Annotated in this window: 14 protein-coding genes; 11 read left to right on the top strand and 3 right to left on the bottom strand. The window is 30.0% G+C overall.

The annotated features are described in order from the left end of the window. Nucleotides 1-1,489 precede the first annotated feature (1,489 nt). From thrS to GQS58_RS07575, 10 genes are all read left to right on the top strand, one after another. Nucleotides 1,490-3,430, top strand: coding sequence for a threonine--tRNA ligase (gene thrS / locus GQS58_RS07620; RefSeq protein ID WP_166384490.1), 1,941 nt, complete (start codon nt 1,490-1,492; stop codon nt 3,428-3,430). A 115-nt stretch (nt 3,431-3,545) separates the two neighbouring features. Next, the gene (infC, locus tag GQS58_RS07615) at nt 3,546-4,064 is read left to right on the top strand and encodes a translation initiation factor IF-3 (protein ID WP_166384504.1); all 519 of its coding nucleotides are present in this window, start codon (nt 3,546-3,548) and stop codon (nt 4,062-4,064) included. Nucleotides 4,065-4,187: 123 nt separating this feature from the next. Continuing rightward, the gene (gene rpmI / locus GQS58_RS07610; protein WP_166384488.1) at nt 4,188-4,385 is read left to right on the top strand and encodes a 50S ribosomal protein L35; all 198 of its coding nucleotides are present in this window, start codon (nt 4,188-4,190) and stop codon (nt 4,383-4,385) included. A 94-nt stretch (nt 4,386-4,479) separates the two neighbouring features. Then, the gene (gene rplT, locus GQS58_RS07605; RefSeq protein WP_068450935.1) at nt 4,480-4,824 is read left to right on the top strand and encodes a 50S ribosomal protein L20; all 345 of its coding nucleotides are present in this window, start codon (nt 4,480-4,482) and stop codon (nt 4,822-4,824) included. An 83-nt stretch (nt 4,825-4,907) separates the two neighbouring features. Then, nucleotides 4,908-5,486, top strand: a complete 579-nt coding sequence (locus GQS58_RS07600; RefSeq protein ID WP_166384486.1) for a hypothetical protein — start codon at nt 4,908-4,910, stop codon at nt 5,484-5,486. 210 nt (nt 5,487-5,696) lie between these two features. After that, on the top strand, nt 5,697-6,902 hold the full coding sequence (gene glgA, locus GQS58_RS07595; RefSeq protein ID WP_166384484.1) for a glycogen synthase: 1,206 nt from the start codon (nt 5,697-5,699) through the stop codon (nt 6,900-6,902). Between the two features lie 4 nt (nt 6,903-6,906). Next, entirely contained in the window at nt 6,907-8,172 is a 1,266-nt protein-coding gene (locus GQS58_RS07590; RefSeq protein WP_166384481.1) for a glucose-1-phosphate adenylyltransferase, read from the top strand. Between the two features lie 42 nt (nt 8,173-8,214). Next, the gene (locus GQS58_RS07585; RefSeq protein ID WP_166384479.1) at nt 8,215-10,152 is read left to right on the top strand and encodes an alpha-1,4-glucan--maltose-1-phosphate maltosyltransferase; all 1,938 of its coding nucleotides are present in this window, start codon (nt 8,215-8,217) and stop codon (nt 10,150-10,152) included. Between the two features lie 46 nt (nt 10,153-10,198). Then, nucleotides 10,199-12,106, top strand: a complete 1,908-nt coding sequence (gene glgB / locus GQS58_RS07580) for a 1,4-alpha-glucan branching protein GlgB (protein ID WP_166384477.1) — start codon at nt 10,199-10,201, stop codon at nt 12,104-12,106. Between the two features lie 275 nt (nt 12,107-12,381). Beyond that, complete coding sequence (locus tag GQS58_RS07575; protein WP_166384475.1) at nt 12,382-14,787, top strand: glycoside hydrolase family 31 protein; 2,406 nt, start codon at nt 12,382-12,384, stop codon at nt 14,785-14,787. A 962-nt stretch (nt 14,788-15,749) separates the two neighbouring features. Here GQS58_RS07575 and prfA read toward each other — a convergent pair. After that, a complete protein-coding gene (gene prfA, locus GQS58_RS07570) occupies nt 15,750-16,826 on the bottom strand; it encodes a peptide chain release factor 1 (RefSeq protein WP_166384473.1) in 1,077 nt (358 codons plus the stop codon). Between the two features lie 591 nt (nt 16,827-17,417). On the opposite strand from prfA, the gene GQS58_RS07565 reads away from it, so the two are divergent. Then, the gene (locus GQS58_RS07565; RefSeq protein WP_166384471.1) at nt 17,418-18,575 is read left to right on the top strand and encodes a hypothetical protein; all 1,158 of its coding nucleotides are present in this window, start codon (nt 17,418-17,420) and stop codon (nt 18,573-18,575) included. Nucleotides 18,576-18,626: 51 nt separating this feature from the next. Here the strand turns inward: GQS58_RS07565 and GQS58_RS07560 are convergent, their stop codons facing one another. Both GQS58_RS07560 and GQS58_RS07555 read right to left on the bottom strand, forming a co-directional pair. After that, entirely contained in the window at nt 18,627-19,469 is an 843-nt protein-coding gene (locus GQS58_RS07560; RefSeq protein ID WP_166384469.1) for a DUF4249 family protein, read from the bottom strand. A gap of 12 nt (nt 19,470-19,481) precedes the next feature. Then, nucleotides 19,482-21,749, bottom strand: a complete 2,268-nt coding sequence (locus GQS58_RS07555) for a TonB-dependent receptor (RefSeq protein WP_166384467.1) — start codon at nt 21,747-21,749, stop codon at nt 19,482-19,484. Nucleotides 21,750-21,870 lie beyond the last annotated feature (121 nt).

The raw sequence follows: 21,870 nt of genomic DNA, 5'->3' as shown, positions 1-21,870 counted from the left end.
ATCTAAACATGGTTATTCTACTCTTTAATTACGCTGTCAATTTCAATATTTTCAATGAACTTTGTTTTAATCTTAATCTGCAACTTAAAAAGTTACTTCCTAAATAAAACTTTGTAGAAATGTTAGACTCGAACTAACTGACTTTCTTAAGAGTCATTCCAAATTTTCTTTGATCGTTTTTTGCTGTAATTCTTAGCGGCTGCAAACATACAAACTATTTCTAATCTGACAATAAAAAAATAAACTTTTTTTTATTTCTTTTTGTTTGCTGTAAAACTAAAAACCCTGAACGTTTTTGCCGAAAATTTCGGACTGCAAACATACAACTCTTTTTAATTATAAACCTAAGGAAATTGTTATTTTATTTTTAATAAAATTTTGACATTTTATTTAGATAAAAGACTAATCCTCACCTTACTTACAACTCCTCAATGAACGTTGCTAACTGTGTGATATTACTGTTAGCGGGTGCAAACTTACAACTCATTTTTAATCTAACAACTATTTTTTTACCTTTATTTTAATTTAATTTTACATCTCGTTTTAACGAGCTTGTTCTTAAGGGGTTATAAAGGAAGTTTTTTTGAGGTTTTTTTTTGGGGTTTAGTAATTGTCGTGGTTTTGGAGGTGCATGCTTGTTTTTAACACATAGAAACATAGAAATCATAGGTTGGTTGGAGGGGTAATTTTAGTTCAAAAAGGTCTTTTGGTTGTTTGAGGTTTGATAAAATGTGAATGAATCTTAGAAATAGTGTGATTAAAGTAGACTTCACTGGTTATGAGAAAGTCTTTTTAAGCACTATACATTCTAACCGTTCCATTCTTTTGCTAATAGTTGATACAATTTACAATATTAAAAATGGCTAAATATTTTTTTTTTACCAAGAGACTCTTTGAATATGAATACTATTGTATCTTATATATAAGAGAGTGTTTTTAAAAAGAAAGATTATTAAGCATTAAGATGAAGAAAGGGTTGGTTTTGCTTCGCTCCTCCCAACCAGGTAAATCTAGCAGTTGTGGATATATTTTAAGAATGCAAAAATCATGTTTATCGAAAGTCGAAATTGTTAGGTTTCTTTTAAATATATAGGAATAGCTTAAAAACAACCAATATATCTAGTTGAGAGAAATATAACCTTATTTTAGAGTTTAATCGTTCACCACTCCACTCGAACTGACAATATAATAAGTTACTTCAAAATTTGCATTTATATACACCTACTTATCATCTATATATAAGGCACCAATTCTAAAATGGGAATTAAGTTGACAAATACTCGTGTTAGGGATTGAAGCGACATCCTTTTTTGGATGTTATTGAAGCGTAAGCGAAAATAACATCCAAAAAAGATATAGTGTAAAGCCCGACTGCGCTTTTTCAGCGCAGGAACACCCGTAAAAAAAACTAGTCTTTAATAAGTACATATATATATTGTGTGAAAAATTGTTTTCTAATATCTTTGCATTCTCAAATATTAGACATTAAATGATTAAAATAACTTTACCTGACGGAACTATTAAGGAGTTTGCTAAGAATAGCACTCCGATGGATGTTGCAAAAAGCATTAGTGAAGGGTTTGCTAGAAATGTAATCTCTGCAAATTTTAACGACGTAACCATTGAAACCTCTACCCCATTAACCACGGATGGTTCTTTAATTTTATACACATTTAATGACAATGGCGGAAAGAAAGCTTTTTGGCATTCATCTGCGCACGTATTAGCAGAAGCTATTTTAAGTTTTTATCCAAAAGCGAAGTTAACTATTGGTCCTGCAATTGATAATGGTTTCTATTATGATATTGATTTAGGTGATGATGTTATTTCTGATAAAGATTTTTCTAGCATAGAAAAGAAATTTTTAGAGATTGCTCGTGGTAAACATGAATTCTCTTTACGTTCTGTTTCTAAAGCAGATGCTTTGTCTTTATATAAAGCAGAAAACAATGAATATAAAGTTGAGTTGATTGAAAACTTAACAGACGGAGAAATTACTTTTTGTGACCATAGTAACTTTACAGATTTATGTAGAGGAGGTCATATACCGAATACAGGGATTATAAAAGCGATTAAAATAATGAGTGTTGCTGGTGCTTATTGGCGTGGTGACGAGAAAAATAATCAATTAACACGTGTTTACGGAATTAGTTTCCCGAAACAAAAGTTATTAACTGAGTATTTAGAGTTATTAGAAGAGGCTAAAAAACGTGACCATAGAAAATTAGGAAAGGAATTAGAATTGTTTACTTTTTCTCAGAAAGTTGGTGCTGGTTTACCTTTATGGTTACCAAATGGTACTGCTTTACGTAATCGTTTACAAGATTTCTTGAAAATTGCACAAAAAAAAGCTGGTTACGAAGAAGTAATGACTCCACATATTGGCCAAAAAGAACTATATGTTACATCTGGTCATTATGAAAAATATGGTGCGGATAGTTTTCAGCCGATAAAAACACCTAAAATGGATGAGGAGTTTTTATTAAAACCAATGAATTGCCCACATCACTGTGAAATTTATAACTTTAAACCTTATTCTTATAAAGATTTACCTAAGCGTTTTGCTGAATTTGGTACCGTATACAGATATGAACAAAGTGGTGAATTACACGGCTTAACACGAGTTAGAGGTTTTACGCAAGATGATGCGCATATTTTTTGCACACCAGAACAATTAGATCAAGAATTTAAAGATGTTATAGATTTAGTTTTATATGTTTTTGGTTCTTTAGGTTTTGAAGATTTTACTGCTCAGGTTTCTATTAGAGATAAAAGTAACCCTGACAAGTATATAGGAGATACTGAAACTTGGGATGCTGCAGAACAAGCAATTATTAACGCTGCTACAGATAAAGGTTTAGATTTTGTGATTGAAGAAGGTGAAGCTGCCTTTTATGGACCTAAATTAGACTTTATGGTGAAGGACGCTTTAGGCAGAAGTTGGCAACTTGGAACGATACAAGTTGACTATAATTTACCAAAACGTTTTGATTTAACCTATAAAGGAGCCGATAACCAACTACACAGACCAGTGATGATTCACAGAGCCCCGTTTGGTTCTATGGAGCGCTTTATTGCGGTATTGCTAGAGCATACGGGTGGTAACTTCCCTCTTTGGTTAACTCCGGATCAGGTTATCTTATTGCCAATCAGTGATAAATATGAAAAATATTCAGAAAAAGTTTTAAAATCGTTAGAAAATTCCGAAATTCGCGCCCTGGTAGATAACCGAAGTGAGAAAACTGGTCGTAAGATTAGAGATGCAGAAGTTAGCAAAGTACCATTTATGGTAATTGTTGGTGAAAAAGAAGAACAAGATGGCACCGTTTCTGTAAGAAGACATGGTGAAGGTGATCTTGGTACATTTACAATTGAAGAATTTATTTCTTTAATTAAAGCAGAAGAAAGTAAAACATTGAGGAAATTTTAATTAATTTTGAAATTCATCTAGAAAATAAAAAGGTTGGAAAACAACCATTAGTTAAATTTAAAATTTATAAGTCATAGCAATTCGTAGAAGCAGGTCAAGAAGACCGTTAAGAGTAATCAAAGAAGATCAACATAGAATTAATGAGAAAATAAGATATGTTGACGAAGTTCGTCTTGTGGGCGATAATATAGAAGTTGGTGTATATCCTTTAGATAAAGCTAAAGAATTAGCCAGAGAACAGGAATTGGATTTGGTTGAAATATCACCAAAAGCTAAGCCACCTGTTTGTAAAATTATTGATTACAAGAAGTACTTGTATGAGCAGAAAAAACGTGAAAAAGTTTTAAAATCGAAAGCTACAAAAGTGACGATTAAAGAAATACGTTTTGGACCTCAAACTGATGAGCATGATTATGAATTTAAAAAGAAACATGCTCTTAAGTTCTTACAAGAAGGTGCTAAATTAAAAGCATTTGTATTCTTTAAAGGGCGTTCTATTATATTTAAAGAACAAGGTCAAATTTTATTATTAAAATTAGCCCAAGAGTTAGAAGAGTATGGTAAAGTAGAACAGTTACCAAAATTAGAAGGTAAACGTATGATTATGTTTATTGCTCCTAAAAAACTAAAATAAAAAGAGTTTTTAAAGTTTAAAGCTTCTTAGAGATTTTAAAGTTAGGTATTACTTAACTTTAAAACTTTTTGGACTAATAACTTTAATACTAAAGATAATAAGCAAGTTAAAAACGAAGGAGAGATGCCTAAAATGAAAACCAAATCTAGCGCCAAAAAACGATTTAAAGTTACTGGTACTGGGAAAATCAAAAGAAAGCACGCGTTTAAAAGTCACATCTTAACAAAGAAGTCTAAAAAACGTAAATTAAGGTTAACTCATGACGGTTTAGTTCATAAAGCCGATGAGTCTAACATTAAGCAAATGTTAAACTTGAAATAAGTTTAACTAGGGAATTTAATTATTAACCATGGAGCTAGGCCAAAAATAAAAAGTATTCTTAATTGAATCGCCTACTACAAAACACATTGAAATTATGCCAAGATCAGTAAATTCAGTAGCCTCAAGAAAAAGAAGAAAAAAAATCTTGAAGGCTGCAAAAGGTTACTTCGGACGTAGAAAAAACGTTTACACAGTAGCAAAAAATGCAGTTGAAAAAGGTATGCTTTATGCATACAGAGACCGTAAAAACAATAAGAGAAACTTCCGTTCTTTATGGATTGTGCGTATTAACGCTGCAGCTCGTTTACACGGAATGTCTTACTCTCAGTTTATGGGGAAAGTGAAAGCTAACCAAATCGAATTAAACCGTAAGGTTTTAGCCGATTTAGCTGTTAACAACCCAGACGCTTTTAAGGCAGTTGTAGAAAAAATAAAATAAATAATAATACTTGCTTATAATAAAAACCCAAACAATAACGTTTGGGTTTTTTTTATAAATTTACAGATATTAAAAACCAACCAATGAAATCATTATTAATTACCTTACTATTACTTACTGCTACTATTTCTTTTGCACAAGAAACAGAAGAAGGAACAAACTCTATTGAAAACCAATTTGATAATATCTATAGAGTATCTACCACATACCAGGTATATAAAGTAATAAGCAAAGACAGCTATGTAAACTTAAAGTCTAATGTTTTAGACTCTCTTAAATCTTCTAAAAAGATAATTTCTGAGAAAGATGTATTATTAAAAGCAGAAAAAGAGAATATTGAAAAAAATAAGATTCTTCTTTCTAAAACACAATTAGACTTAGAGGCTGCTTTAATTAAAGAAAATTCTATTTCTGTTGCAGGTCTTCAATTAAGTAAAGTAACTTATAATCTTATCCTTTGGAGTATTGTAATTGGATTACTTTTGGCACTATCTTATTTTATTTTTAAATTTTCTAAAAGTAATGTACTAACAAAAGAGGCTAAAGATAATTTAGCTGAGATAGAAGAGGAGTTTGAAAAACACAGAAAAAACACATTAGACAAGGAGCAAAAACTTAGAAGACAATTACAAGATGAAATAAACAAACAGAGAAATAGTTAATTTATATGTAAAAAAACTCATTAATTAAACATAAACTATAAAATCTATGATAATTTTATAGAAAGCTACTTAATTAATACCTTAAAATTATCATTTTCATAATATTTGCGACTGAAATAAAAATCCACTCAATTATTTAGTCCATTAAATAGTATTTTGTTAACTTAGGATTTCTAAAAAAAACTAAACAAACTTAATTACTAAAATTTTATGAAAGCCCTTTTTTATACTAGAGAATATCCTCCTTATGTATATGGTGGTGCTGGTGTTCATGTGGAATATCTTGCAGCAGAATTAGCCAAGCTAATGCCTGTAGAAGTTAGGTGTTTTGGAGATCAGGACGACAGTACCAACAACCCAACTGTAAAGGGTTTTCCGTATGAAAACCCAATTTTCGACAATTCAGACGATAAGCTTAAAGCGATCTTTAAAACTTTAAGTACAGGGCTGCATATGAATGCAGACCCTATAGATGCAGATATTGTACATTGCCATACTTGGTATTCACACTTTGCAGGGATTGTAGCTAAACTTTGCTACGGTATCCCTTTAGTAATTACTACACACTCTTTAGAGCCATTAAGACCCTGGAAAAGGGAACAATTAGGTCGTGGTTACGATGCTTCTTCTTGGATAGAAAAAACAGCCATTGAAATGGCAGATGCTTTAATTGCGGTTTCTGAAGAAACAAAACAAGATGTCTTAAAACATTTTAATGTAGATGAATCTAAAATAAAGGTTATCTACAATGGTATTAACTTACAACAATACATTACTACTACCAAAACCGATACTCTATATGAATATGGAGTAGATAAAAGCAAACCTTATGTACTTTTTGTAGGGAGAATAACCAGACAAAAAGGAATTATTCATCTAGTAAATGCTATAAAATATATAGATCCAGATACTCAAATAGTACTTTGTGCTGGTGCACCAGATACTCCAGAAATTGGTACGGAAATGAAAGATGCTGTTAACGAGGTTAAAAAAACCCGTAAAAATGTAATCTGGATTGATAAAATGGTAACCAAAGAAGAAATTATTCAATTATATTCTCATGCAGACGTATTTTGTTGTCCATCTATTTACGAACCTTTTGGTATTATAAATATAGAAGCGATGGCTTGTAATACAGCCGTTGTAGCTAGTGCTGTTGGTGGCATTAAAGAAGTTGTTGTTCATGGAGAAACAGGTTTTCTAATACCAGTAGAACAGCAAGATGCTGCTCCTTTTGAACCCATAAACCCAGATAAATTTGCTAGAGACTTAGCAGATGGAGTTAATAAGGTTATTAGCAATCCTGAATTAAGAGAACAAATGGCTCAAAAAGGACGAAAAAGAGTAGAAGAACATTTTGATTGGATATCAATAGCTAAGCAAGTAGAAGAATTATATAAAACACTAAAAAAATAACGTAATGATAAATGACAAAGTATTAGGAATTATTTTAGGAGGAGGACAAGGATCTAGATTATACCCACTAACAAAGGATAGATCTAAACCAGCAGTACCAATTGCGGGTAAATATAGATTGGTTGATATACCTATTTCTAACTGTATCAATTCTGATATTAAAAGAATGTACGTACTAACTCAATTTAATTCTGCTTCTTTAAATAAACATATTAAAAACACTTATCATTTTAGCTTTTTTAGTGAAGCTTTTGTAGATGTACTTGCGGCAGAACAAACTATTCTTAGCGATAAATGGTTTCAAGGAACTGCAGATGCGGTAAGACAAAGTATGCTACATTTCTTAGCAAATGACTTTGAGTACGCTTTAATACTTTCTGGAGATCAATTGTATCAGATGGATTTTAATGATATGATTAAAAAACATGAAGAAAGTGGTGCAAAAATTTCTATTGCTACTTACCCTGTTAATGCTAAAGATGCTACAGAATTTGGACTTTTAAAAACGAACGAAGAAAATATAATTACTTCATTCATAGAAAAACCAGCTGCTGAATTATTACCAGACTGGACATCTGATGTTGGTGATGAAATGAAAGCACAAGGTAGAGACTACTTAGCTTCTATGGGGATCTATATTTTTAATAGAGAATTATTAATAGAATTAATGAGTAATCCAGATACCAATGATTTTGGTAAGGAAATCATTCCTCAAGCAATTGATAAACATAAAACATTAAGTTATCAATATGAAGGATATTGGACAGATATTGGTAATATAGACTCTTTCTTTGAGGCTAATTTAGGGTTAACAGATGATGTTCCTAAATTTAATTTATACGATAATAAAGGTATTTATACAAGACCAAGAATATTACCAACTTCTAAAATTGCTGGTTCTATTTTAAATAAAGCTGTAATTGGAGATGGTTGCTTAATTCACGCAGAAAAAATAGAAAGATCTGTTATTGGTATTCGTTCTAGAATTGGAAAAAATTCTCTAATATCCAATACCTACATGATGGGTAATGATTCTTATGAAACTTTAGAAGAAATAGCAGAAAACAATATTGATATTATGATGGGTATCGGAGACAGATGCTATATTCATAACTGTATTATAGATAAAAACTGTAGAATTGGTGATGATGTTAGAATTAATGGAGGTAAACATATTGCTAACATAGAAACCGACACCTACATGGTTAAAGAAGGAATTGTAGTAATTAAAAAAGAAGCTACCATAGCTAAAGGAACCATTATAGGATAAGAAAAACTTTTACTTTTTTATTATTTAAACTTAACAAAATTAATGCAAAATCAAAGTAGAATTGTAATAGAAAATATTGCTCCACAAATAAACCAAGGAACAGTAGATATTAAACGTGTTGTAGATGAAATTGTAAATGTAACTGCAGATGTTTTAGTTGATGGTCATGATGTACTTCAGGCTAATTTATTATTCAAACATGAAAAAGATAATAAATGGTCTCAAATTAGAATGACACCAACATTTAATGATGAATATTTAGCAATTTTTCAAACATCAAAACAAGGTTATTATTCATATAAAATTGAAGGTTGGGTAGATTATGCCTTAAATTGGCAACATGGTTTAGGAAGAAAAATAGATGATTCTCAACATGTAAGTTCAGAGCTTTTAGAAGGAGCAGAACTTTTAGCTACAATTCTATACAAAGTTTCTTCTGAAGATAAAAATTACTTACTGCACCTTATATTCATTTTTAAAAATAATGAAAACTATACTGAAGCTGTAAAAGAAGCTGTCTCTAAAAGATTAACTGAAATTTTTAAAAAATATCCAGAGAAACTTTTAATAGAGACTTCTCCTGAATATAAAGTATATGTAGATAGACTAAAAGCAAGATTTAGTACTTGGTATGAATTCTTTCCACGTTCTGCTTCTGAGCAAGAAGGTAAACATGGTACTTTTAATGATTGCCACAGATTATTACCTAAAGTTGCCCAAATGGGGTTTGATACTTTATACTTCCCTCCTGTTCACCCAATTGGAGAGGTAAATAGAAAAGGTAAAAACAATACTACTGTTGCACAAGATGGCGATGTTGGTTCTACTTGGGGAATTGGTTCTAAACATGGTGGACATAAAGACTTACACCCAGAATTAGGTTCTTTAGAAGACTTTAAAAACTTAGTTGCTAAGGCCAAAGAATTAGGTATTGAAGTGGCAATGGATTATGCTTTGCAGGCAGCACCAGATCACCCATGGGTAAAGGAGCATCCAGATTGGTTTAAATGGAGACCAGACGGAACTGTACAGTATGCTGAAAATCCACCTAAAAAATACCAAGATATTCTTCCAATTTATTGGGAAAGTAAAGACTTTAAAAATCTTTGGAAAGAATGTTTAGACACCTTATTATATTGGATAGACTGTGGAATTAATGTTTTTAGAGTAGATAACCCACATACAAAACCATACTTCTTTTGGGGTTGGATTATTGCTGAAGTAAAAAAACAACATCCAGATGTGCTATTTTTAGCAGAAGCATTTACTAGACCAAAGGTAATGCAACAACTAGCAAAGCAAGGTTATACACAATCTTATACTTATTTTACTTGGCGAAATTCTAAACACGAATTAATCGAGTATATGAATGAATTAACTAAAACGGAACAAAAGGAATATATGAGACCTAATTTCTGGCCAAACACACCAGATATTAATCCTTATCATTTACAAGGAGCTCCAGAAAGTAAGTACCTACAGCGTTATGCTTTAGCTGCAACTTTAAGTTCTAATGTTGGTATTTACGGACCCGTTTTTGAACAAATGATCAGTGATCCGATTCCTGGTAAGGAAGAGTATTATATGTCAGAAAAATTTCAACTTTGTAATTATGATTGGTTTAAAGAAAATAAAGTAACTACTTTAATTTCTAAAATTAATCATATTAGAAAAGAACAAGAATCTTATCAACAAACAAATAATATTCAATTTTTAGAAACTGGTAATGATCAAATTATAGCTTTTTATAAATGGAATGATCAAAGAACTAATGAAACAATAACAGTGATTAGTTTAGATGCTTATAATTCACAATCTGGTTCTATTCAATTACCACTGCAAGCCTTAAAAATAAATCATGGTCAGAAAATTGAGGTAGAAGATTTAGTAACTAAAAATTGCTACAATTGGTATAATGAGTGGAATTATGTAGAATTACATGCCACGCTTCCATTTCATATCTTTAAAATTAATAAGTAAACAAAAAGCACCTTTTTTTAAAGGTCTTTCTTGAACTCATAAAACTATGGCACAAACAAAAGTACACAGTCTTTTTACAGAATTTGATATTAATCTTTTTCAGGCGGGTAAACATTATCGTTTATACGAAAAATTTGGTTCGCACATTATTACTGTAGATGGTGTAATAGGAACTTATTTTGCCGTTTGGGCTCCAAGCGCAAAATCAGTCTCAGTAATTGGAGATTTTAATTTTTGGTTAGAAGGAGAGCATCACTTAAATGTACGTTGGGACGGAAGTGGTATCTGGGAAGGTTTTATTCCCAATATTGGTAAAGGAACAATTTATAAATATAAAATTAGAAGTACTAATAACGATATAACTACAGAAAAAGCGGATCCTTTTGCAAGAAGATGCGAGCATCCACCAAAAACAGCTTCAGAAGTTTGGGAAGATGACTATGCTTGGAATGATAAAAAATGGATGAAAAATAGAAAGAAAAATAATGCATTAGATGCACCTTTTTCTGTTTATGAAGTCCATTTAGGTTCTTGGAAAAAGCAAATTGAGGAAGGACGCTTTTTAAGTTATAATGAATTAGCAGAAGAATTAGTTAATTATGTTGCAGAAATGAATTTTACACATGTAGAATTTATGCCAATTATGGAATTTCCGTATGATCCAAGTTGGGGGTATCAATTAACCGGTTATTTTGCACCAACATCTCGTTTTGGCTATCCAGATGAATTTAAATATTTAGTAGATAAATTCCACGAAAAAGGAATTGGAGTTTTATTAGACTGGGTTCCTTCTCACTTTCCTTCAGACGACCACGGATTAGGTTTCTTTGATGGCTCTCATTTATATGAGCACCCAGATAGAAGAAAAGGATATCACCAAGATTGGAAAAGTTTAATTTTTAACTACGGAAGAAACGAAATAAAATCATTTCTAATTAGTAATGCTATTTTCTGGTTAGACCAATACCATGCAGATGGTTTAAGAGTAGATGCAGTTGCCTCTATGTTATTCTTAGATTACTCTAGAGAAGAAGGAGAATGGGAACCAAATGAATTTGGTGGAAGAGAAAATTTAGATGCAATCAACTTTATTAAAGAGATGAATGCAGCTGTCTATGAGTCTTTCCCAGATGTACAAACTATTGCAGAAGAGTCTACATCATTCCCTAAAGTATCTAAACCCATTTATGATGGAGGTTTAGGTTTTGGTATGAAATGGATGATGGGTTGGATGCATGATACCTTAGATTATTTTGCAAAAGAACCTATTTACAGAAAGCATCATCAAAACGAATTAACATTCAGTTTAAATTATGCATTTACAGAAAACTTTATGTTACCTCTATCTCATGACGAAGTAGTATATGGTAAAAAAGCTTTGGTAGATAAAATGCCTGGTGATGAATGGCAAAAATTCGCAAACTTAAGAATGTTATATAGTTTGATGTACACACACCCAGGAACAAAATTATTGTTTCAAGGTGCAGAATTTGGACAAACAAGCGAATGGGATTTTGACGGAAGTTTAGATTGGCACTTATTAGAATATGGTGTGCATAAAGGCGCACAGAATTTAGTAAAAGACTTAAATAAATTATACAAAAAAGAACCTGCTTTACATGAAAAACAATTTTCTCCTGAGGGTTTTGAATGGATAGATCACGGAGATCATGAAAATTCTGTTATGTCTTATATAAGAAAAGGAGAAAATGAAAAAGATAATATAATTGTTATCTTAAACTTAACTCCAGTTCCTAGAGAAAACTATAGAATAGGGTTACCAAAATCTGGAACTTTAAAACCAATTTTTAATAGTGATGAGACCAAATATAACGGTACTGGAAACTTTACGAACAAAAAGTTAACTTCAGAAGAAAAAGTATGGAATAATAGAAACAATTCTATAGAATTAAATTTACCTCCGTTAGGAATGATTGCTTACAAGTACAAATAAATTTAAAATGTAAATCCTCTTTTATTATCATTCTATTATTCTGATAAAAAAAGAGGAATATTTTTTTTAACTTCATAATAAAAAACCTGATTTTTAAGACATTAAGAAAAATACCATCATTTTTAAAAAGAAAATATAATCTAATTATATTTAATTAAATAAGCAATATTTTTGCGTCTTAATTAAACCAATCCATTATCGTAGAAAAAAAGTATTCCATAATGCTCTTTTACAAATAATTACGATTTTTATAAGCACAATAAACAACCAAAATTATGATTGTTAATACAGAGTTAGAACAAAAAGGAAACTTATTTCCAACAGAAATAGTGAGCTACAAGAAAGATGTAGACACATTATATTTTACTACAAAGAACAATGTAATTTTACAACTTACTGTAGTAAGAGACAGTGTAATAAGATTTAGATACTCTACAACAGGTAAATTTGAAAACGATTTTTCTTACGGAGTTACAATTCACGCATCTAGAGGGTATGACTTTTTAGACGTAACGGAAGATGAAACTCACTATGTTGTAACAACTTCCAAATTAATCTGTAAAATAGAAAAAAGCAGTTTACAAGTTAAACTTTTTGATGCTGTAGATCTAAAGTTAATAAACGAAGATGAAATTGGTTTTCATTGGGAAGAAAGTTATGAATATGGTGGAGACATTGTAAAAATGAGTAAGACTTGCCAAAGATCAGAAAGTTTCTATGGTTTAGGTGATAAACCAGTAGACGTTAACTTAAAAGGAAAACGTTTTGAAAACTACGCAACAGATTCATATGCTTTTGGTAAAGATACAGATCCTATTTATAAAGCAATTCCTTTTTATACCGCTATACAAGGTGATAAATCTTATGGAATTTTCTTTGACAATACTTTTAAATCACATTTCGATTTTGCACATGAAAGAAGAAATGTAGCAAGTTTTTGGGCACAAGGTGGTGAAATGAATTATTATTTTATCTACGGACCTAAAATGGAAGATGTAGTTAAAAACTACACAGACTTAACAGGTAAACCTCATGCTTTACCTCCATTATGGGCTTTAGGATTTCATCAATGTAAATGGAGTTATTTTCCAGAAAGTAACGTAAAAGAAGTTACAAATACTTTTAGAGATTTAAAAATACCATGTGATGCTATTTATTTAGACATTGATTATATGGATGGTTTCCGTTGTTTTACTTGGGATAAAAACCATTTTCCAGATCCTAAAAGAATGGTTAGAGAATTAGAAGAAGACGGTTTTAAAACCGTAGTAATTATAGATCCAGGAATTAAAATAGATTTAGAATACGATGTTTTTAAAGAGGCATTAGATAAAGATTATTTCTGTAAACGTGCCGATGGTCCTTATATGAAAGGTAAGGTATGGCCTGGTGAATGTTATTTTCCAGATTATACAAAACCAGAAGTAAGAGAATGGTGGTCTGGTTTATTTAAAGAACTAATTGAAGACTTTGGTGTTAAAGGAGTTTGGAATGATATGAATGAGCCAGCTGTAATGGATGTTCCTAACAAATCTTTTCCAGATGATGTTCGTCATGATTATGATGGAAATCCTTGTTCTCATAGAAAAGCACATAATATTTATGGAACCCAAATGGCACGTGCAACCTACCACGGTTTAAAGAAATACGCATATCCGAAAAGACCTTTTGTAATTACAAGATCTGCATATTCTGGTGCGCAAAGATATACTTCTACTTGGATGGGAGATAACGTTGCAACTTGGGAGCATTTAGCAATTGCAAACAATCAAGCACAGAGAATGTCTATGTCTGGTTTTTCTTTTGCAGGATCTGATATTGGTGGATTTGCAGAACAGCCACAAGGAGAACTTTTTGCCCGTTGGATTCAATTAGGTGTATTTCATGCTTTTTGTAGAGTACACTCTTCTGGAGATCATGGAGATCAAGAACCTTGGGTATTTGGAGATGAAGTTACAGATATCGTAAGAAAATTTGTGGAACTTAGATACCAATTATTACCTTATTTATATACTTGTTTCTGGAATTATATTAATGACGGAACACCTATTTTAAAATCGTTAGTTTTATACGACCAAGAAGATACCGCTACACATCATAGAAGTGATGAATTTGTTTATGGTGAACAAATTTTAGTTTGCCCAATACAAGAACCAAACGCTAAAGGTAGAAGAATGTACATACCTAGAGGTAAATGGTATAACTTCTGGACAAATGAACTTATAGTTGGTGGTAAGGAAATTTGGGTAGATGCAGACATAGATAGCATGCCTATTTTTATTAAAGAGGGTGCAGTAATACCAAAATACCCTGTACAACAATATGTTGATGAGATAGAATTTGATGAAATTACTTTAGATCTTTATTATAAGGAAGGTAAAGAATCTTCACAATTATACGATGATGCTCATGATGGCTATGATTATAAAAAAGGAAGGTTTAGTCTACGTACTTTTAAAGTAACAGGAAAAAAAGAAGAATTAATTATACAACAACATAAACGTGGTGATTTTAACGCAGGTTATAGCAAGTTTAATATTGTATTCCATAATTTACCTTTTAAAATTACTTCTATTCAAATAGATAATGTTGAAACAAATATAGATCGAGTAATCTCTGGAAATACTCAATCTATACTTTTAGATAAAGAATTTACAGAATTACATTTATTAGGAAAATAAATTTTATAGCACTGTTTTTAGTGAGGTAACTACCTGAAAACAGTGAGATGAAAATACCCCATAAATGGGTATTGTAAAGTCTAAATTACTAGTGTAAATTTGTAACGTAAGTAATCTTTTCCCCAAGCAAGATATAATTTGTTTAAGATTTCTTTAGTATTTAAATTACACAAAAAGCGATTAATAGTTTATCTAAACTATAATCGCTTTTTTTATTATAATAATCTTACCAATATTTTAGATTTCATGAATTCACCCTTTAAAAGGATATTCTAAAAAAACTAAAGCAGTGCTATTTTTTAGAATTTTATATAAATATTCATGTAAAAAAAAATTATCTGCCACATTTATTTACGACTAAAAATTTCATCTCACTGTTTTCAGTGAGATCACTACCTGAAAACAGTGAGATAAAAATACCCCATAAATGGGTATTGTAAAGTCTAAATTACAAGTGTATATTTGAAGTATTAGTAATCTTCCCCCTAAACAAAATAAAAATTGTTTAAGATTTCTTAAGTAATTGAATGAAAAAGAAGCGATATATAGTTTTTCTAAACTATGATCGCTTTTTTTTGTGCCATATAAATAATATCATATTTCACAAATAAAATAATTGTTCCCAACAAACGGATATTCTATAATAAAAGCAATAAACTATTATCAGTAATATCTCTTTACCAGTAAATTTATCATCACCATTTCTGGTGAACTAACTCACCGAAAACGGTGAAGTGAAATTACCCCATAAATGGGTATTGTGGGGTTTCTGTTATCCGTATATATTTGTAGCATAAGTAATCTTCCCCCTAAGCTAAATAAAAGTTGCTTAAGATTTCTTAATTATTTGAATGAAAAAAAAGCGATTTATAGTTTATCTAAACTATAATCGCTTTTCTTTTTTGAACAAAAAAAAACCTCAAAACAATGTTTTAAGGTTTTTATTATAAATATTAGGAAAACTATATTCCGTCACTTAATCCTTTTAATTTTTGAGTATTTTCAGCTAACATCAATTCATCAATAATTTTCTGAATATCTCCATTTACAATATTTGGTAAATCATATAAAGACAAACCAATTCTATGGTCTGTAACTCTACCTTGTGCATAGTTATAAGTTCTAATCTTAGCACTTCTATCTCCAGAAGAAACCATAGAACCACGTTTTAAAGCGTCTTCTGCATTCTTCTTAGCCAATTCCATATCATACAAACGAGAACGTAACACTTTAAATGCTTTTTCTTTGTTTTTATGTTGCGATTTTTGATCTTGACATTGTGCAACTAAACCAGTTGGAAGGTGTGTTAAACGAACTGCAGAATACGTAGTATTTACAGATTGACCACCAGGACCAGAAGAACAGAAAAAATCTATACGAACTTCTTTGGGGTTAATTTCAACATCAAATTCTTCTGCTTCCGGAAAAACCATACAAGTAGCTGCAGAAGTATGTACACGACCTTGTGTTTCTGTTTGTGGAACTCTTTGTACACGATGCACACCAGCTTCAAACTTTAAGATTCCATAAACATCATTTCCTGTAACTTCAAACTGAATTTCTTTAAAACCACCATTGGTACCTTCAGAATAATCTACGGTAGAAACTTTCCAGCCTCTACTTTCACAATATTTTGTGTACATTCTAAATAAATCTCCAGCAAAAATACTTGCTTCATCTCCACCTGCACCTGCACGTAATTCTACAACTGCATTCTTAGAGTCTTCTGGATCTTTAGGTATTAATAAAACTTTTATTTCATCTTCTAATTGCGGAATTCTAATATTGGCTTCTTCGATTTCCATCTTCGCCATTTCATTCATTTCGGCATCAGAACCATCAGAAAGTATTTCTTTTGCTTCCTCTATATTGTTTGTTAAGGTTTGATATTCATCTCCTTTTTTTACAACATCACCTAAATCTTTATATTCTTTCATCAATTGCGCATAACGCTTTTGATCCATGATGATTTCTGGCTGAATAATTAAATCAGAAACTTCATCATAACGCTGCTTAACAATTCTTAATTTATCTAACATCTTCTGTCTTTTCTTGGAATGCGAATTTACAATTTTTATAGGTATATTTAAACAAAGCAAACTATTTTTATAAAATTACTCTTTATAGCCTTTTCTTTTTTATGAATCACTTCTTGTCAGTAAGAAAAACCTACTACGCTTAGCCCAAATTTTCTAATTGGAGATTGGATTCGTATAAACGAAAAAGAAAGCAATACTACTTATGAATCTTGGAATACAAACCTTAAGGATTTAAGTTATACTTTAAAAGATAACGATACTATTTTTAAAGAAAACTTAAGTTTTATTAAGCTAAAAGATACATTATTTTTAAAAGAGGAAGGCATAAATGACATTGCTACATTTTTCAAATTAACACAACAAACGGACTCTTCTTTTGTTTGCGAACAATCCTAAAAACGAATTTCCAAAAACCATAAAATATATTATAGAAAAATGGCATTTAAAAGCAATTATATCTAAAAATGATTTTAAAATTAATTTTATTTTTGAGAGGTATTATTCAGAAAAAATAAAAGAATAACAATGATGCTTCTATTATAAATTATAATAAAAGTATTAATTTAGCGGCTAAATTTTAAAAAAAATAATATGAAAAAAATTTATCTATTAACAGTACTATGTGCTACATTATTTATTAATACATCTTGTGAAAGCAATGACAATGATGATTCTATAAAGATTTCTGGTTCTCTAAGTGTTGAAGAAGGAAAAACACAATTAGAAGATAATACTATAGAATTATTAAATAAAGTAGAGAGTTTTAAAAACGACAATGCTTTAAACGATATCATTGAATTAGCTGAGTATTTAAATGCAGACAATAGTGTAAAAAATAAAAGTTTTAAAAATACCGCATTAAAAACAATCTCTAATATAGCAAACATAGAAACTACAACAAACGGACTTACAGCTTTTAACGCAAAACAAGCAGTAGCAATTATTGCTGAAACATCACTTATTGATGACTTTAATAATGAAAAGGGAATCTATACTTGGAATGCAGAAACTGAAGATTTTGATAAAACAGGAAATAGTGATGATATTATCTATAATGTAGCATATAATGATGGGGAAAATGCGGAATTTAGTTTTACGGACTTTACGACTACTTTTGTAGGAAGCAATAACGACGAAGAATTACCTACTTTGGCTAAAGCAAATCTTAAATTAAATGGTACTACAGTATTCTCTCAGAATTACACAGCTACTTTTAAGAATGGTCAATTAATACCAACTGCAATTAACAATACAACTAGTATTGGAGCTTTTTCATTTGTAACAACTTATACTAACTCTAATAATAAATCGATAAAACAAGCATTAAGTTTTAAGCTTGGTGATGATGTTATATTGGGATATGATTTAACGACGAATGGTAACTTTAACGATGAGCTAGATGGTAACATTGAAGATATTGTTGATAATGTAACATATTCTTTTCAATTTTTAAATGCTGCATTAACTCTAAAAGCAAATGATGCTGGTTTTGATTCTGATAGCGAATTAAGTGTAGACCAACAACTTGTATTATTAAATAGCAATACAAGTGCAGAATTGAGTATTAATAATAAATATGTTGCTAAAAGTCAATTTTACAAAGATGAGGATATTGTAAATGCAAGATTCTTATTTGAAGACGGTACAACAAATGACTTTGATACTTATTTTGATGGGTCTTTTACAAGTATAGAAGACAAGTTTGATGCTGTATTTGATGCATACGAGAGCCTTTTAGGAGACATCTAAACGAAAAAATAAATATAAATTTAAAAGGTCACCTATAAAGGTGGCCTTTTTTTATTCAGGAACCTTAAATTTAAAACTTGATATATTTTCCCCAGACCAATAACCAAAAGCACCATTACTAATATTAGTAACCACTTCATTAGCATAAGACGCATTTTCTAAAATACTTGTTTGATCTCCTTCTACAGATTTCCAAAAATAAAATTGGTCTTTTGTAATAGAAATAAGCTGTATTTCAATTACATCATTTATTCTAATCTTATTTTCATTTTCTCCTTCTTTATCTGTTTTTATATAACTTACAATTAAAGGAAACGTTTCTGTTGCAATGTTTTCTGTGCTAAAAATAAAAGGTATTGCCAGTTCAAACTTTTCTTCTTTTTCATTCTTAATAAAAATCTTAAAATATTTCTGCTCTAAATTACTGTTATTAATAGTTAATTTTATGTCTTTAAAATCTGGATATACAATTCCATCTTCTTTCCAGTCTAAAAACTCAACATTTAATACCGCGGCTTTTTTAGGCACACTTGTTTTAGATACAAATTCCTTACCTCTAATCTGTATAGATAGATCATACGTTTTACCTATTTCTCCTTTTATTAAATTACTTCTATAATATAAAAAAGGGAAACGAGATTCATCTTTCTTTAAAGTTAATATTTCTGATACTTCTCCGTTAGACAGCACCACTTTTGCTTTAGATTCAATAGATTTCGCTACTTCTACAGAATCAATAATACCTTTAAATTGTAAACTATTTGTTAAACTTATTCTGGCAAATTTGCCTTCTTCTATTTGTCCTTCTACTGTAAGTTTATCCGAAGACAAAATGTCTGTTTCAGTATTTAAACAGCTACATAGTAAAAAGGATAAAAATATTATTTTTTTCATAACGCACTTTATTTAAAATGAAAACAACCAATTTAGAGTTGGTAAAAAAGGAAACAAATTATCTCTTTTTTCTGTAATTTCTATAAATGAATCATCTACATTCCCTTCTGTATTATAAGAAATCTGAAAAGGATTACTATTATTATACACGTTATACAACGTTAAATTTAATTTAGATTTCCATTTTCCTTTATTTTTAAAAGAATAGGTACAAGATAAATCTAACCTATGATAACTAGGAAATCGAGATGCATTTTTAGACTCAAAATTAAGTATCGGTCTTTCGTTTATAATTCTTATATCTCTAGGTCTTGTATAGTTTTGTCCACTAGTAAGTAAGAATAAAGCACCAAATTCAAACTTATTATTTAACCTATAATGCATAATGGTATTTATATTTATAGGTCTATCAAAAGTTGTAGGAAAATAATTCCCTTGATTTATATCTTCAAATTTAGCTAACGTTTTAGATAAGGTAAGTGATGTTTGCGCTATAAAATTATTTATTTTTTTATTTAGACTAACTTCAAAACCGTAAGAATTAAATTTACCAACAAGTATATCTCTATAAATATCATTAGAAAATAGATTATTTACAGAGCCATTTCTAAACTCAGTATAGTTAGAAACGTTTTTAAAATAAACAGCACTGTTTAATTGCAATCCATTTGTTTCGTAAGCATATCCTAAGCTAAATTGATTTACTACCTGTGGTTTTATATTTTTAGTACTTACCACAAAAAAATCTGCTGGCAAACTAAAGTTTATAGATGCTTGGTGCACAAACTGACTTAACCTTTGGTAGCTTAATTTAAAAGCTTGGTTTTCTTTATACTCATATTTTAAACTTGCCCTTGGCTCAATACTAAAAAAGGTTTCTTTACCAACTAAAGCATTTTTATAAGTAAAAAAAGAAGTTAACCTTAGCCCTGTTTTAGCTTTTAATTTTGAGGATACAGAAAATGCCAAATCCCCATATAAACTCACATCATCATACTTATATTTTTCTTGATTTAAAATTTCTAAAGGAGAATCATCTATACGTGCTTTTACATCTTTAGGTAATATGTTATTCTTATTGTACTCTGTTCCTAATTTTAATAAATACGATGGTTTGTCTAACAAAAAATAATGTTTTAAGCTAAATACATTAAAAGTACTTTCTGCACTATAATCAAAAGGAAAATCATTGTCTCCAAAAGAAAACTTATAAAAACTATTAGATACTGTGGTTTGAGAACTTAAACTAGACGAAAACTGATGTTTAAAAGTTGTGCCTAATAAAGAATTGCCCCATTGTAATTTTCTATTTCTACCTTTGGTTTGATCTCTAAAATTATCACTCGTTATATAAAGTGTAGTTTCTATCTCACTTTTATCTGATAGTTTAAAACTGTGCTTTGTTAAAAAATCATATAAAAAATAATTTTTCTTTTTACCAAGAATAGAAGTATCATCACCAAAGAAAGGTTTAAAAACTTCTAGATAGGTTCTTCTTCCAGAAATTAACAAACTATGTTTTTTATTAATCTTAATGTTACCTGTTAGTTTTGTAGACAACAATCCTAAACTTCCTTCAAAGTGAGTGCTATCTGGTTGTTTTAAAGTTTTTATATCTGTAACAGAAGATAATCGCCCACCATAACCTGCATCAAAACCTGCTTTAGAAAACTCTAATGAATGGACAAAGTCTGAATTTATGGTAGAAAACAAGCCTCCTAAATGAGATGTATTATGTAAATACATATTATCTAACAAAGTTAAATTCATACTTCCATTACCTCCTCTCACTAGAAAACCAGATTGACCTTCAGCAGCTTGTTGAACACCTGGCGTATATTGTATTAATTTAATTACATCTTTTTCTCCTAATATAAAGGGAAGCCTTTCTATATCTTTTTTAGAAAAGTAAATTTGATCTGGTACTATTTTATTTAATTGACTACTAGAGAAACTTCTAATTATTATTTCCTTTAGCATACTAACCTTTGGAGATAGATAAACAGTTCTTGTTACAGAATTAATACTTAACCTTAAAGTAGTAAACCCTATTTTAGAAAAGACTAATATGCTTCCTTCTGGTAAATTATCAAAAGAAAAGAAACCTTTTGTATCTGTGTAAGTACCTAATTCTGTATTTAAAACCTGAACAGAAACATCATTAATAGGTATATTCTTCTCGATATTAAATACTACTGAACTAACAATTTCTTGAGCCGATATGTTATTACTTAAAAGTGTAAAAAAGGAAATTAAAAATAATAATTTTATCTTATTCATATGCTATTACACCAATAATTATACAATAGTATTAAGCAAATTTAAAGACAATTACACGTCTTACAAAGCTATAATTTAGTTTTTTAAGAATACAATAATAAAACAATAATTTAAACGTTTA

The sequence above is a fragment of the Polaribacter sp. 11A2H genome (genome assembly GCF_011379025.1).
GTDB lineage: Bacteria > Bacteroidota > Bacteroidia > Flavobacteriales > Flavobacteriaceae > Polaribacter.
Note: the sequence above shows the minus strand (reverse complement) of the source record. Positions and strands in the feature narration are given on the sequence as shown.

Coding starts and splice junctions, on each gene's coding strand:
- GQS58_RS07555 (WP_166384467.1), bottom strand. CDS start 21,749: ATGAATAAGATAAAATTATTATTTTTAATTTCCTTTTTTACACTTTTA.
- thrS (WP_166384490.1), top strand. CDS start 1,490: ATGATTAAAATAACTTTACCTGACGGAACTATTAAGGAGTTTGCTAAG.
- rpmI (WP_166384488.1), top strand. CDS start 4,188: ATGCCTAAAATGAAAACCAAATCTAGCGCCAAAAAACGATTTAAAGTT.
- GQS58_RS07575 (WP_166384475.1), top strand. CDS start 12,382: ATGATTGTTAATACAGAGTTAGAACAAAAAGGAAACTTATTTCCAACA.
- GQS58_RS07585 (WP_166384479.1), top strand. CDS start 8,215: ATGCAAAATCAAAGTAGAATTGTAATAGAAAATATTGCTCCACAAATA.
- GQS58_RS07565 (WP_166384471.1), top strand. CDS start 17,418: ATGAAAAAAATTTATCTATTAACAGTACTATGTGCTACATTATTTATT.
- GQS58_RS07560 (WP_166384469.1), bottom strand. CDS start 19,469: ATGAAAAAAATAATATTTTTATCCTTTTTACTATGTAGCTGTTTAAAT.
- GQS58_RS07600 (WP_166384486.1), top strand. CDS start 4,908: ATGAAATCATTATTAATTACCTTACTATTACTTACTGCTACTATTTCT.
- GQS58_RS07590 (WP_166384481.1), top strand. CDS start 6,907: ATGATAAATGACAAAGTATTAGGAATTATTTTAGGAGGAGGACAAGGA.
- prfA (WP_166384473.1), bottom strand. CDS start 16,826: ATGTTAGATAAATTAAGAATTGTTAAGCAGCGTTATGATGAAGTTTCT.
- glgA (WP_166384484.1), top strand. CDS start 5,697: ATGAAAGCCCTTTTTTATACTAGAGAATATCCTCCTTATGTATATGGT.
- rplT (WP_068450935.1), top strand. CDS start 4,480: ATGCCAAGATCAGTAAATTCAGTAGCCTCAAGAAAAAGAAGAAAAAAA.
- glgB (WP_166384477.1), top strand. CDS start 10,199: ATGGCACAAACAAAAGTACACAGTCTTTTTACAGAATTTGATATTAAT.